We start from the raw sequence: 14,497 nt of genomic DNA, 5'->3' as shown, positions 1-14,497 counted from the left end.
ATGAGCAAATTTCTAGTAGAATAGACAATATATTTAGCGACTCTAAATATTATTCTTTATCGGATGCAATTTTACCAGTATCAGCAATTATTCTGGAAAAGTATCCTAAAAACAAGTTTTCATTATAGGAGGAAATCTTTAATGGGTAGTGATTCACGTTCTGAATCTGCAGTAAAACAGCAGATACATACCGAGAAAATATGGACTCGTGATTTTGTTATCATTTGTTTATCTAATTTTTTTATTTTTCTTGGGTTTCAAATGACCTTGCCAACAATTCCATTATTTGTAGAGGAGCTTGGAGGAAATGATCAACTAATAGGGATCGTTGTGGGGATTTTTACTTTTTCTGCCCTTCTTCTACGGCCATATGCAGGGCATGCACTAGAGTCTAAAGGAAGAAGGTTTGTATACCTGACTGGACTTGGAATTTTCGTCCTATCTGTCGGTTCGTTTGGATTTGTTAAAAGTTTAGTTTTCTTGTTTATTATGAGGATTATCCAAGGACTGGGATGGGGTTTTTCAACAACAGCTTCCGGTACAATTGCAACAGATTTAATACCAGCTAAAAGACGCGGGGAAGGGATGGGCTATTATGGTCTTTCAGGAAACTTGGCCCTCGCATTCGGACCGACATTAGGTCTTGCTTTAGTCGGTGTGGTTTCTTTCACCCAGCTATTTTTAATCTGTGCAATTCTTGGCCTTGCTGCATTTTTCTTATCCTCCACGATTCGATATAAGAAAGTTGAGCCGCAGACTGTACAGCTTAAAAAATGGGATATTTACGAAAAAAGTGCCCTCCCTCCATCCATGCTCTTATTTTTTATCACAGTTACATTCGGGGGAATCGCATCCTTTCTTCCCATCTATTCAGCTCAGAAAGGAATCCCTGGTATTCAATGGTATTTCCTCCTCTATGCACTAGCTTTAATGGTTAGTCGAACTTTTGCAGGAAAACTGTATGATCAGAAAGGACATCGTGCTGTTTTCATTCCTGGCGCACTATTAATTATTATTTCTATGATCCTATTATCATGGCTGCCAAACAGTCTATTTCTTTATATTGCTGCGATTTTGTATGGTCTTGGATTCGGGACTGTTCAGCCTGCTTTACAAGCTTGGTCTGTTAAAGAGGCACCTGCTAATCGCAGAGGAATGGCGAATGCAACTTTCTTCTCCTTCTTTGATCTTGGTGTCGGAATCGGTGCGATCATGTTTGGACAAATTGCCCACTGGTTTGGATACAGTGCTATTTATGCTGTTTCAGCAGTTTCTGTACTTTGCTCTATCATTCTTTATCTTGGTATGCTTTCAAAAACTAGGAAAGTTCAAAAGGCCTAGGAGCATTATTTTAAAATCTTCCTCCGCTACAATCTATTCGTCCGGAGGAAGATTTTTTTACTTCATATATATTTATTAAGTTCTGTGCTATTCAACGATTCCTGATTGAATAATATCCATCGTGACCTGTACAGATATTTTTATATCCGGATAGATTTCTTCCCATTTTTCCTTATTCCAATTACGCGTTCGAGAACGAACCTCTTCACCAATGCCTAAAGGATCAATTTCTTTTTCTTGAAATTGTTTAATCATTTCTTCCGAATTACGTTTTATATCCTCTTCAAATGCCTTTTCTAACTCCTTTATCTTACGATCGGTTAATTCCCCATCATTATATTCTCGAATCATTGATTTTAACTTTACTTTTACAGTAATCTCAGAGTTTGTCATTGGTTTTGGAATATGATACTTTCTCTTTGAGCTAATATTAAATATAGAAAGTTTAGTTTTTTCACCCAATTGAATTGCATGAGTATCATTTTCCCCTTTTCGATTCAAGAGAATTTTCAAATAAAAATACATTTTCTCTTCAATTTGATCGACCAATTTATCCTCATCAAATAAACCGATTGCTTTAAGGTTTATTTTGCCATTCTTTTGTTCAATTATAGGAAGCATCGGGTCTATTCCTTCTGCGTAATACTTATATGAAAATTGATGTAAATTCGTTTTATGAATTAAACCTGATTCGATATTTTGCTCGATAAGATTAGATAAAAATATCCCATTATCCATATTTCCATACTGCTTATTTAGCAATTCTTTTGGGCTTCCGTCAACCACTGCAAGATAAACATTTGACCCTACAGATGGATCCCGCTCCAATGTGTCTAATAAATCCTTAATTCCTCTTTCTGCAGTTTTCTTTTCATATAAAGTTACTTCTAGTTTCCCACTGACCAAAGGTTTTTCTGATTGCAAACTAAGTTTATCGCGAACTTCTTTACTTAAAATAGAAGAAGCAACCAATGTTTCATTTTTCACCGATTTATCTGGTTGAAAATTCGGGAAAACTGCAGTAAGCTCTATTTTATCTTCATCAATGTATTCGTAACCCGCTGCTGTAGCCAATTGAATATCATCCAGCACTCTTGCCTTAATATTCATACATCCCGAAAGAAAAAGTAGCATTGTTAGGCAAAGAATTAGGAAATTAGGTACCCTTCTCAAACTTCCCCCTCCTCATTTTAGATAGCAGAAAAGATATTAAGGTGAGCAAAGGAACATAAATGAAGCCTAAACATAATCCTATTAACGACATCGTTTTACTTAACAGAGCAATATCCTCTCTTCCCTGTACTGCTACAGTTACACAAAATAATATACTCAGTATTACGATTACCACTCTTTTTGGCTTTAAATTAAAAATTTTTTGAATGCCTTTTGTTGAAGCCCAAACAGATAAACAGATATTTGGAAGAATGATCAAAGCCCATGATGTAATACCAATGTACTCAAACCTTTCTACAAATGGCATTTCAACAATTTTCCATAATGATAAGGTTGCCCAAATTTGCCTACTTACTTGCTTCTCACTAAAAAATCCAATAGTGATGATTAAAATGAATAAATAAATGACCATCGTTAATAAATTCCCTAAATGCGCCCACTTTTGCGATTTTTTTGGGTGCTTAATATATGGATAATACATGAGCAAGGTTGAAAACCCTAAATATCCTATAATCATATCTTTAATAGAAAAAGTGATATCCTTAATGGAGTGGTTCCAAATGGGCAGCAAATTCCGAAAATGTGCAAACTCGATTGGGAATAGAAATGTAAAAAATAAATAAAATGGAATGCATACACCTAAAAAGCTAAGACCAGTAACAACGCGGAAACCACCAGATACACAATAATAGACAAGAATAATAAAGATCAGACTAAACATGTAAATATTTATTGTAGGAAACATCCATACCTCAACAATTTCAATATAATTTCTTAAAGTTACAATTCCTATCAATAACCAATAAATAATCCATATTAAGCTTATGAAGCTGCCAACCCACTTTCCAAATATATCCTTTTGAATCTGTACAATATCCTTCTGATGTCTGTTAAGTAGTAGATACATTAACCAAATAATGAAACTTACCATCATACCCGCAGCTAAAACAACCATCCAAGAGTCATTCCCAGCGGACTTCATAATGACCCGCTGGAATCCTAACACGCCAATCCCAACTTGAACAGCATTAATGATAAAGAAAACGAGAAAAGGTGATATTTGCAGTTCTTTTGTTTCCAAATCAAACACACGCTCCCTTTCTCTATCCCTTTATATGTCATTCTTTTCTTTTGCTTTCATTGGATCAAATCGCATCGTATCTTCCGTTTGCTCAAGGATTGGCCTTTTCGTTTGCTTTGAAAATGGCAGGCGGATAAGAGAATCCTTTAAATCCTGAACTCTAAGGGGATAAAATGGTTCAAGAAACGGTCTCCCAAGTGAAGATAATCTTAATAAATGAATAAGAAGGAAACAAAAGCTAATTGCAACGCCTAATAAGCCGATATAATGCGCCATCAATAAAAAGGGGAAACGAATTAATCGGATCGTATTGCCCATTTGGTAAACAGGAGTAGTGAAGGATGCTAATGCCCCCAAGGCAACAATAATTAATAAAACATTACTTGTTAAACCTGCTTCTACCGAGGCTGTCCCAATAACAATACCGCCAACGATACCAATTGTCTGTCCAACCTTTGTAGGGAGTCTAGCTCCTGCTTCCCTTAATAATTCAATCGTCAATTCCAGTACAAGTGCTTCCATGATCGGAGGCAATGGAATCGCGCTTCTTGAAGTAATTAATGTACTTAACATGTCTTTAGGAATTAATTCATAATGATATGTAAGAACTGCGACATAAATGGGCGTGACTAAAATAGAAAATAAGACGGCAAAAAATCTCACTAAACGGAAGAAAGAGGCGACCGTCCAATTTAAAAAATAGTCTTCAAATGCAGAAAAAAATTCAAAAAAGGTTGTCGGTCCAATTAAGCCGTGAGGAGCACCATCAACTAAAATGGCAACCTTCCCTTCCCCAAGCACCGAAGCAATCCGATCTGGACGCTCCGTATCGATTAATTGCGGAAATGGCGAATTTTGATTGTCCTGTATTAACTGTGTGAGATAAGAACTATCATTAATTTGGTCCACCTGTAGCTCTGATAACCTTTGAATAACTGTATTCACGTTCTCTTTATTCGCGATTCCTTCAATATAAAGTACAGAAACTCTCGTTTTTGATATTTTTCCAATATGTAATTCCTTTATGATTAACTCTGGCAATGGCAATCTTTTTCGAACGAGGTTAATATTCGTATCAAGTGATTCTACAAATGCCTCTTTCGGACCTACAACACTAAATTCCACCTCGGGAATGGCTACTTGACGTGTTCTTTCAACACTTGCTTTTGCAAGACCCATTTGGTTTAAATTATTTACATCAAAAATGATTACATGACCTCTTAACAATTGATCCTGAATTATTGTTGTATCCTTTTCAAGGGTTACTTCTTCTATGGGAATGACATTAGGCAAGGAAGTAATAACTTCCAACTCTTTTAAGTAGGGCATAATATCCCGATGCAAAATTTCTGTATCTATTAAAGATGTGTAATATCCTATACAAAGCGTTGATGACCTTGATGCATACGTAAATTGCGTAAATTCGTCAGATTCCGATAATTGCTGCAACAAAACTTGGAAAGAATCATCCTTTTTAGGATCCTTTTCATTTTTGTCTAATTTTTTTTTATTCCTCCAAATTCTCATCTACAAATCACCCGTTTAAAAATAACAAAATGAGTACCTATTTTCATAATTTACAAGAAGCATTTAAATTATACGCTTTTTCTTTTTTGTTCCTAATATTTAAGAAGGCAGAAAGCATCTCAACAGAAATACCACTTGAGTTAAGAAAGCAATTATTCAATTTGAGAGAATTAGTATTGCTGCAAAAAAATTGTACTACAAATGAAGGAGCGGATGTTTTGCGAGAAGCCATATCAGTCTTTGCTGGGCACGGGGTAATGGAGGAATTTTCATCATTGCCGCGAATATTCAGAGACGTTGTTGTGAATGAGCAATGGGAAGGACCGCGAAATCTTCTATTGACGCAAATCTTCCGTGATATTCAAAGAGTATCGGATTGGTATTCTCCTGCTGAATTTGTTGCGAGTATTTTAGATGGTACATCAGAGGAGAAGAAATATAAGTTTAGCTTACAGCTGGAAGATTTATTACAAAGACCTGTACTAGGTGAGGTTAATGATGTTTCAATTGACGCAGCCATAGAATGGGATGATTTTTGCTCATCCATTTTCAAGGTTTATCAGGAAATTGCCTTAAAGGAAATTGAATAAACGAAAATGAAGAAGTCGTCCGTCTTAAATATCGATTACTTAAAATGGACGACTTTCTTATTTAAGTAATTGAAATTGGCGACAAGGTATGGCCTGTTTCAAGCAAACTCTTTAAATTGCTTAATATTGCAGGCCATCCATTGTTAAATCCTTCAAACGTATCTTCCTGCTCCACCATATCACTCGAAACCAGGTTTTCATGTTTTAAAGTTAATTTAACAATATTATCCATCGATGCTAATTTAAACGTTACAATAGTGGGTTCGTCACGGATGGCTTTATCATTTACATACGTCCATGTAAAAGAAAGCAAACGCTTTGGCTCACAAGTAAGGATTGTTCCATAGTCACAAACTGTCCCATTTCTAGAATAAGTAACCTCTGACCCCACTTGCCAATTTGATTCAATCTTACTGCCGAAGAAATACTTCTCCGTCATTTCTCCTTCAGTAAGTGCATGCCAAAGTTTTTCAGGAGTTGTTGCAATATAAGTCACATAAACAAATGATGGGATAGTCATGTGTTCCCTCCTCATAAAGGTTCCTTATATTTCTATTTAGTTTAACCATTCTGTTTTTTAAGTTTGCAATGATGAAATCAGCTCCTGATTTGTAAAGTCCCTTTTAAATTCAACTTACTTATTTATTTTTCCTGCTTAATTGATTTAAATTAATTTTGCTGATTTATAAAATATTAAGTTGACTCATGATTTTATGAATGCTATATTTTATTTATTCTAAAAAAAGGTGTGGGGATTTATGTCGGGAGTAGGTATCAACTAATTTAGTTGAATAAGGTTTTAATAACTGGTTTAGCCAGTTTATTAAGTCTGCCTTTTTTCACAATGTGTTTCATTGTGAATGCCTACCTTAAGACTGCTTCCTTTTCCATATATTCGTGTAACATTAAGTATGTTATGACGAAAAGCATGGCGGGATTTGTCCTGTCATGCTTTTTTGCTTCATTCCCCTTATTGTTGACGATATTTATGCTTTGTTTCATACAAAGCAGATGCCCGCAGGAGCTTTCTACCCAAATAACAATTTTTTTACGTTATTTGGAAAGGTAGGAGAGTTTTTGCGGGCATTTTTTTATATCTAAGACGATACAATGGAGGCAAATATGAATACAATGACTTTTGAAAAATTACAATATCATGAGCTTAAAGAAATCGTGAAAACTTTTTGCAGCAGCAGTCTTGGTAAGGAATTAATTGATAAACTTCACCCAAGCACAAACATGAAAGTTGTAAGAACCCGATTAAACGAGACAACAGAGGCACGGAATTTATTGAATGCCGAAAGCCATCTTCCATTAAAAGGGATTAAAAATATCGGCAATCACATCGAAAAGCTAGAAAAAGGCATGATGTTAAGTCCATCAGAGCTAATCGCGATTTCTGACTTTTTAAGAGGCTGCAGAAACATTAAGAAGTTTATGGCGGACAAAGAATTTTTCGCTCCGATTTTGCACTCTTATGCGCACTCAATGACTGAGTTTAGGGGGATTGAAGATGAAATTAATTTCTCGATTAAAGGAAACAGCGTGGACTCGGAAGCAAGTAAAGAGTTAAAACGAATTCGCAATCACATATCAAAGACGGAAGAAAAAATTGAGGAACGCTTAAATAAATTTCTTAGAAGCAGTGCCAACAAAGAATGCATTCAAGAATTTTTTATAAGTAAAAAGGATGACCGCTTTACGATTCCTATAAAAGCCTCGTATAAAAACAAAGTGGCTGGTTCGATTGTAGAGGTTTCTTCTAAAGGATCCACTGTGTTTATCGAGCCTGCATCCGTCTCAAAATTAAATGCAGAATTAGCTGTTCTTAAAGCCGAGGAAGCCATTGAAGAATATCAGATTTTAGCTACCCTTTCAGGAATAATCCTTGAAGAGATTCGGGCAATTAGGATTAATATTGAATTAATAAGCCAGTACGATATGATCTTTGCTAAAGCTAAGTTTAGTAAAAGCGTGGATGCCATTGAACCTAAATTGAATAATCATGGATATATCAAACTGGTAAAGTGCAAACATCCTCTATTACAAGGGAATATTGTGCCTCTAGACTTTGAAATTGGGAAGGATTATCGCAGTTTAATCATTACTGGTCCAAATGCAGGCGGAAAAACGATCGTTCTGAAAACAATTGGGATCTTATCACTAGCGGTTATGTCAGGTTTTCACATCACAGCTGATGAAGGAACAGAGCTTGCCGTATTTGACCATATATATGTTGATATCGGAGATAATCAAAGCATTGAAAATTCACTAAGTACCTTTTCATCACATATGAAAAATCTTTCAGAAATATTAAAAGCATCAAATAATCATACACTGCTGCTATTTGATGAAATAGGAAGTGGAACAGAACCAAATGAAGGTGCTTCCTTAGCCATCGCTATTCTTGAGGAATTTTACAAGAAAGGTTGCATCACCGTTGCAACCACACATTACGGAGAAATTAAACGATATTCAGAGATTCACAGCGATTTCATGAATGCCGCGATGCAATTCAATAGTGACACACTTGAACCTTTGTATAAACTAATAATTGGGAAATCTGGAGATAGCAATGCACTGTGGATAGCGAGGAAAATGGATATCCCTGAGCATATTTTGCAAAAGGCACAGCAATATATAAACAATAAGAAATACGATTTAGAACGAGTAAAAGATAGTAAAATACGCAAAAACAATGAAGAGACATTTGAAGAGGCTGCCGATTATGATTTTGAAGTTGGAGATAAAGTGAAGTTAACAGAATATGATGATTTTGGGATCGTATACAAAAAGAAAGATTCATTTAATCATGTAGCTGTCCTTTATAAAGAAGCATTCATAGAGGTAAATGCAAAAAGATTGGAGCTTGAGATAAAAGCTAGTGAATTATACCCGGATGGATACGATATGAATTTATTATTTGTCAGTTATGAAGAACGGAAATTCCAGCGAGATATAGATAGAGGCTCAAAAAAAGCATTGAAAAAAGTGAATGCAGAGATAAAAAATCGAAAAAACAATAATTAGTAGGATGCCTAGCTTCCTCGCACTGAATATTTTAGTGACCAGTATTTCCTTTTACTGTTAATACTGGTCACTAAACATATTCTAGGCGCCCTCTTTTTCCTGTTTATGTAATTTCTGTTCACCGTTTTACTTTTATGAAACCACTTATTCCTTTTATTGTTAATTTGAGGTCCTTTAAGTCTTTTATGAAACTAAATTTCCCTTTAATTGTAATTTTTTATCTTGTTTACATAATATTATTATAGTCCTCAACCTATTAAGAAAACATTGATTCTACTACTAACCCGTTTCTGCCTTTTGTTGTTACAGCTTGTGAGAGCGAATTTAAAATCGCTTCCTCTGTTGCTTCAGCTGCACCGGCAAATAGCTGGTTCATCAGTGGATGATCCTCTCTAATATGTGTTGTGGTTTGAAGAATGGCTTCGCTATTGTGGGGAATTTTAGTAGCAGTTGAAAAGGCAATGACGATATCCCCGCTGCCATGGCTAAAATGACTGCCCGTTCGGCCTAATCCTATGCCGCATCGTTTAGCAACACGTAATAGCTGTCTGTCACTTAACGGTACATCTGTTGCAAGAACCATAATGATAGAACCATCTGAAGTTTCATCGATTCCTTTCCGGACATCTTTAATCCCACGATACTTTTCAAACGGAAACTCTATCTTCCCGCCAAAATTACTAAGTACCATACAGCCGATTGTATATTTTTGATTGCCCTCTTCAATCACTCTAGACGAGGAACCAATTCCCCCTTTATACCCAAAACAAACCATACCTTTCCCCGCACCGACTGCCCCCTCCAAAGAGATATCCGCAGTTGCAGTCTGTATCGCTTCAATCGCATGGTTTGGCTTTACAGGAAATTCCCTAATTGAATTTAACTGACCATCATTGCATTCGCCAACGACAATATTTATTGTACCTGTTGTATCACCGATCTCAAGGTTTTCTTGAAGCATATACTCTAAAGTGCCCTGTGTTACTGCAGAAACTCCAAACGTATTTGTTAGCATAATTGGTGATTCAAGCACACCTAACTCATTCACTTGGACAAGACCTGTTGTTTTTCCGAACCCATTTAGCACATAGCTTGCTGCAATAACTTTTTCTTTAAAGAGATTATCCCCATGAGGCAGAATAGCGGTCACTCCTGTGCATGCATATTCTCCTTCATCCAAAGGATAGTCCAAGGTTACATGTCCAACTTTTACTCCTTGTACATCAGTAATGCAATTCTTTTTTCCCGGTAAAAGAGTTCCAATTGTTATTCCGCGATTTCTTATCTTCACATGTATTTCCCCCTATTTTCCACTGTCATCTCCTGATTCCTTTTAAATTTACGATATATCTCTTCATAAGCACCTGAACCGAGCACAACACCAAACAATATAAGGATAAAGCCCAACATATGTGTGATGGTAATATTCTCTCCTAAAAAAAACGCTGCCCCTACTAGTGCGAAAAAAGGATTTAAATTTAGAAACATGGAAGCCTCCGCTGCTCCTACTTTTCCTATGGCACTGTTATAGACCATATGACCGATTGCTGTTGCAATATTGGCGGAAGCAAAGAATACAGCCCATAGACTGATAGAATGATTAGCCATGCTCGCTAAACCTTCAGGCTCCACAAATAAACTGATCACAAAGAGAAGAACAGCACCCATTAACAGCATATAGCCAGTCATTAGCCTAGGATCCAATGTCTCTGATCCCTTTTTGATAAGGATAAAACTGGCTGCCTGTGCAAGGATAGAAATGAATATGTAAATATCTCCTATTGAAACGCCATCAATCCCGCTGCTGCCTTGAAACACAATAAAAGATACACCGGCAAGTCCTAATACAATGCCTATGACACGAATGCCTGTTAGAACATTTCCCAAAAAAATGACAGCCAAAATAGCTGTTAACAGTGGGCCAAGTCCAAGGATCAATCCTCCATTCGTAGCAGTGGTCTGTGTAAGACCAGTCGATAAAAAATACTGGTGGGCAACCACATTAAATAACCCTCCAAAAAAGACATAAGGGAATTCCTTTTTTGTAAGCATTCGAACTTTCTTAATCGAAAAAAGAATAAGGAATACAGTAATCCCAGAAACAAAAATACGGAGTGCTGTCATTGTTACAGGCATGAAATTTTCGACTAACATTTTAGTTGCTGTGACATTGAATCCCCATGCAACCATAACAAAAAACAAAATAAAATAGGTCTGCTGTTTTTTCAATCGAGTCACTTCTTTCATCAATCACATTTGCTTACATTGCTTGCTTTTCTTTTACCATACTTGTTCGATTAAAATAACGATCCATCATCAACCCATAAATGGATGCCAATACTTGCTGAAAGAGCATGCCAATAACGACCGGAACAGCGACCTGAGGAGGAAAGTAGGAAACAGCAATAACAGCCCCTGCACTTATATTCCTCATCCCACCGGTAAAAGTTAAAGCAATGACTGTTTCTTTATCACACTTACACCATTTTCCTATGAAAAAGGAAAATAAATAACCAGTAAAGGCAATGCAAAAAACAGTTATAGTTATAATGACTAGTTTTATATTCACTTCCTGCAAATACGGAGCAACCACAGCCCCGTTTAAAATAACTACTAGACCCATACCAATTTTCGAAAATGGAGCTAACCGAGGACTCCACACATCCTTTACCTTCCCCTTTGTCCATTGATTCAAGAACATGCCTAGCATTGATGGAAGAACAATCATGCCAATTAAGCCTTTCATCATGCTGAATACATCCATTTCTATTTTTTCACCGACTAAAATAGATAAAGTAAATGGCACGATAAATGGAGATAGGAATGTATCAATTAAAATAATGGCTAGAGTAAAAGGAATATTTCCTCTGTAAATCGATACCCATATAAAGCTTGAAATTCCAGTAGGTATTGCCATTGCTAAAATAAAGCCAGTAATTGTATATAAATCCCCGCTAAATACAATATGCCCTACTCCCCAAGCCCAGGCAGGCATCAATATATGTAAAATAAACAGAACTAAGAACAAGGAGAATGGATGATTCAATGTTTGTTTCAACGAAGAAAAATTGGAACTAAGACTGCCTGCAAAAGTCATAAATGCAAAAATCCATGGAATTAAAAAAGAATAGTCTTTAAAAATACCAGCTAGCAAAACACCTATTACAACACTGGTTGGCGTGATTAACGGCATCATTCTTTCTAGTTGTTTGTTCAGTTTTTGTAACAAGATTTATTCTCCTCATCACTTAACAATTTTTATTAGAAGAAAACGATTCTTCCTTTTTTCGGAGAAACCGTTTTCTTACACAAAAATCAATGATTATAATACTTCTACTGCTTTAACATAATGCTCATACCACTTTTGCCATTCTTCGTTTCTGGAATGGATTGTTTTCCCATCGAGCAGTTTCTCGATTACATCTAAACATACATGCCAGCCGGCAAGGTCTCTTGGGGTATGATCCGTGAGTTTATTGATTTTTTCAATTAGGACTAAATTACAGCCTTCAGATTCTTTTGACAATTCAAAGCGGATGATGTCCTCACCCCATGTGTATTCTATAACAGCCTCTTCTGTTAACTCGAGAATTTCCATTTCTTCAAACGTGCCATCACCCATATCAAACTTGATATATCCACCTTTACGGAGTTCATTTACTTTTAACTCAGTAAACCAAGCAGCTAATTTTTCATTTTCAGTTAGCATCGCCCAGACTTGTTCAACTCCATGGTTGAGATGACGTTCAAATATTGCACGATAACCGCCTTCAACACTTTCTAAAACTGCGAGCATATGTAAATACCTCCAAACGATAATAGAACAGCCCTACTTTATTCATTTAGTAGGGCTGACTTTTTTTATATTATACCATTACTTTACAAATATCATTTGTAAATTCAACTGGATCCTGAATAGGCAAGCCTTCAATAAGGAGTGCTTGATTATAAAGCAAATTTGTATACAAGCTCAGTTTTTCTTTATCTTGTTCAAATGCTTCTTTCAATGACTTAAATACATCATGATTTAAATTAATTTCTAATACTTTATCTGCCTTTACATTTGGATTGTCAGGCATCATATTTAATACTTTTTCCATTTCAATCGTCACTTCCCCGTCTGCTGTTAAGCAAACAGGATGGGACTTCAACCGTTTTGAGGCTCTTACTTCTTTGACTTTTCCTGATAAAATGTCTTTCATTGCACTAAAGAGCTCTTTATTTTCCTCTTTCTGCTCGTCATTGTTTTTATCATTTTCATCTGTTTCAATGCCTAAATCACCACTAGAAACAGATTTAAATTCCTTCTCTTTATAAGTCATCAGCATTTTGATCGCAAACTCATCAATATCTTCTGTAAAGTATAAAATTTCATAGCCTTTTTCAGCAACAATCTCTGTCTGTGGTAGCTTATCAATTCTTTCAACTGAATCGCCTGAAGCGTAGTAAATATATTTTTGATCCTCTGGCATTCTTGAGACATATTCATCGAGTGTAACCATTTTCTTTTCTTTTGAAGAATAGAACATTAATAAATCCTGCAGCATCTCTTTATTGCTGCCGAAATCACTGTATACGCCAAATTTCAACTGGCGACCAAAGGATTTATAAAACTCATCATATTTTTCACGATTATTTTTTAGTAGGCTTTGAAGCTCGCTTTTGATTTTCTTGCTGATATTTTTTGCTATTAGCTTTAACTGGCGATCATGCTGAAGAATTTCCCTTGAAATGTTGAGAGACAGGTCTTCAGAATCGACCATCCCTTTAACAAAACTGAAATAATCAGGAAGTAAATCTGCGCACTTGTTCATAATTAAAACACCATTTGAATAAAGCTCCAATCCTTTTTCAAATTCCTTAGAATAATAGTCGAAAGGAATTTTCTCAGGAATGAATAGGATCGCATTGTAGCGAATCGTTCCATCTACACTTACATGAATATGCTTTAATGGCTTATCAAAGCCATAACGCTTTTCCATGTAGAATGTCTCATAATCTTCATCCGTCAGCTCGCTTTTATTTTTCCGCCAAATTGGAACCATACTGTTAATTGTTTGTTCTTCCACATACTCTTCAAATTCATTATCACTGCCTTCTTTCGGACGGCTGCTGCTCATATCCATCTTAATCGGGTAGCGAATGAAATCAGAGTATTTTTTGATGGTAGACTTTAATGAATACGATTCTAAATACTCATCATAATTATCATCTTCTGTGTTCTCTTTTATTTTTAAAATGATCTCTGTTCCTACAGAATCCTTTTGAACGGGCTCGATTGAATAGCCATCCGTTCCTTCAGATTCCCATTTGTAAGCTTCATCACTTCCTTGAGCTTTACTGATAACAGTTACGACATCCGCAACCATGAATGCTGCATAAAAACCAACACCAAATTGACCAATAATATCGTGTCCATCCTTGATTTCATTCTCAGTTTTAAATGCTAAGGAGCCACTCTTCGCAATGACACCGAGATTGTTTTCCAGCTCCTCTTTCGTCATTCCAATCCCCGTATCAATAATTTTCAATGTTCGTGTTTCTTTATCAGGAACTACCTTTATGTAGTAGCTATCCTTTTCAAAGGTTAACTGCTCGTCTGTTAGTGCCTTATAATAAATTTTATCAATTGCATCACTTGCATTTGAAATCAATTCGCGTAAAAACACTTCTTTTTGAGAATAGATAGAGTTGATCATCATTTCTAATAATCTTTTAGATTCAGCTTGAAATTGCTTTTTTTCCATATTAAACG

12 protein-coding genes are annotated in these 14,497 nt (G+C 35.9%); 3 read left to right on the top strand and 9 right to left on the bottom strand.

Translation table 11 applies throughout. From position 1 onward, the window contains the following. Positions 1–141: 141 nt before the first annotated feature. Positions 142–1,341 carry an MFS transporter gene (locus tag FI644_RS20820; protein ID WP_056684978.1) on the top strand — a complete coding sequence of 400 codons (1,200 nt, stop codon included), beginning with the start codon at positions 142–144 and terminating at the stop codon, positions 1,339–1,341. Positions 1,342–1,428: 87 nt separating this feature from the next. Here FI644_RS20820 and FI644_RS20815 read toward each other — a convergent pair whose 3' ends face one another. Genes FI644_RS20815 through FI644_RS20805 form a run of 3 tightly spaced genes read right to left on the bottom strand, consistent with a single transcriptional unit; the run spans position 1,429 to position 5,122 of the window. After that, positions 1,429–2,514 carry a Ger(x)C family spore germination protein gene (locus FI644_RS20815; RefSeq protein WP_053476328.1) on the bottom strand — a complete coding sequence of 362 codons (1,086 nt, stop codon included), beginning with the start codon at positions 2,512–2,514 and terminating at the stop codon, positions 1,429–1,431. Further along, entirely contained in the window at positions 2,498–3,595 is a 1,098-nt protein-coding gene (locus FI644_RS20810) for a GerAB/ArcD/ProY family transporter (RefSeq protein WP_172797644.1), read from the bottom strand. The genes FI644_RS20815 and FI644_RS20810 overlap by 17 nt, the downstream gene beginning before the upstream one ends. 30 nt (positions 3,596–3,625) lie before the next feature. Next, positions 3,626–5,122 carry a spore germination protein gene (locus FI644_RS20805; RefSeq protein WP_053476330.1) on the bottom strand — a complete coding sequence of 499 codons (1,497 nt, stop codon included), beginning with the start codon at positions 5,120–5,122 and terminating at the stop codon, positions 3,626–3,628. A 176-nt stretch (positions 5,123–5,298) separates the two neighbouring features. Here FI644_RS20805 and FI644_RS20800 point away from each other — a divergent pair, with 176 nt between their 5' ends. Beyond that, positions 5,299–5,712, top strand: coding sequence for an acyl-CoA dehydrogenase family protein (locus tag FI644_RS20800; protein WP_231690084.1), 414 nt, complete (start codon positions 5,299–5,301; stop codon positions 5,710–5,712). A gap of 61 nt (positions 5,713–5,773) precedes the next feature. On the opposite strand, the gene FI644_RS20795 is transcribed toward FI644_RS20800, so the two are convergent. Beyond that, a complete protein-coding gene (locus FI644_RS20795) occupies positions 5,774–6,232 on the bottom strand; it encodes an SRPBCC family protein (RefSeq protein WP_142108797.1) in 459 nt (152 codons plus the stop codon). A gap of 602 nt (positions 6,233–6,834) precedes the next feature. Between FI644_RS20795 and FI644_RS20790 the strand changes: the two genes are divergently transcribed. Then, positions 6,835–8,742, top strand: coding sequence for an endonuclease MutS2 (locus FI644_RS20790; RefSeq protein WP_142108796.1), 1,908 nt, complete (start codon positions 6,835–6,837; stop codon positions 8,740–8,742). Positions 8,743–8,998: 256 nt separating this feature from the next. On the opposite strand, the gene FI644_RS20785 is transcribed toward FI644_RS20790, so the two are convergent. The 5 genes from FI644_RS20785 to htpG all read right to left on the bottom strand — a co-directional run bounded on the left by FI644_RS20785 (position 8,999) and on the right by htpG (position 14,489). Beyond that, a complete protein-coding gene (locus FI644_RS20785) occupies positions 8,999–10,033 on the bottom strand; it encodes a DmpA family aminopeptidase (RefSeq protein WP_053476334.1) in 1,035 nt (344 codons plus the stop codon). Further along, positions 10,030–10,980 carry a DMT family transporter gene (locus FI644_RS20780; RefSeq protein WP_350494551.1) on the bottom strand — a complete coding sequence of 317 codons (951 nt, stop codon included), beginning with the start codon at positions 10,978–10,980 and terminating at the stop codon, positions 10,030–10,032. Before FI644_RS20780 ends, FI644_RS20785 begins: the two co-directional genes overlap by 4 nt. Before the next feature lie 22 nt (positions 10,981–11,002). Continuing rightward, on the bottom strand, positions 11,003–11,971 hold the full coding sequence (locus FI644_RS20775) for a bile acid:sodium symporter family protein (RefSeq protein WP_053476336.1): 969 nt from the start codon (positions 11,969–11,971) through the stop codon (positions 11,003–11,005). Between the two features lie 93 nt (positions 11,972–12,064). After that, positions 12,065–12,538, bottom strand: coding sequence for an SRPBCC family protein (locus tag FI644_RS20770; protein ID WP_053476337.1), 474 nt, complete (start codon positions 12,536–12,538; stop codon positions 12,065–12,067). A gap of 70 nt (positions 12,539–12,608) precedes the next feature. After that, on the bottom strand, positions 12,609–14,489 hold the full coding sequence (htpG, locus tag FI644_RS20765; RefSeq protein ID WP_053476338.1) for a molecular chaperone HtpG: 1,881 nt from the start codon (positions 14,487–14,489) through the stop codon (positions 12,609–12,611). Between the last annotated feature and the right edge of the window lie 8 nt (positions 14,490–14,497).

This window comes from Cytobacillus solani (genome assembly GCF_006704205.1).
Taxonomy (GTDB): Bacteria; Bacillota; Bacilli; order Bacillales; family Cytobacillaceae; genus Cytobacillus; species Cytobacillus solani.
Note: the sequence above shows the minus strand (reverse complement) of the source record. Positions and strands in the feature narration are given on the sequence as shown.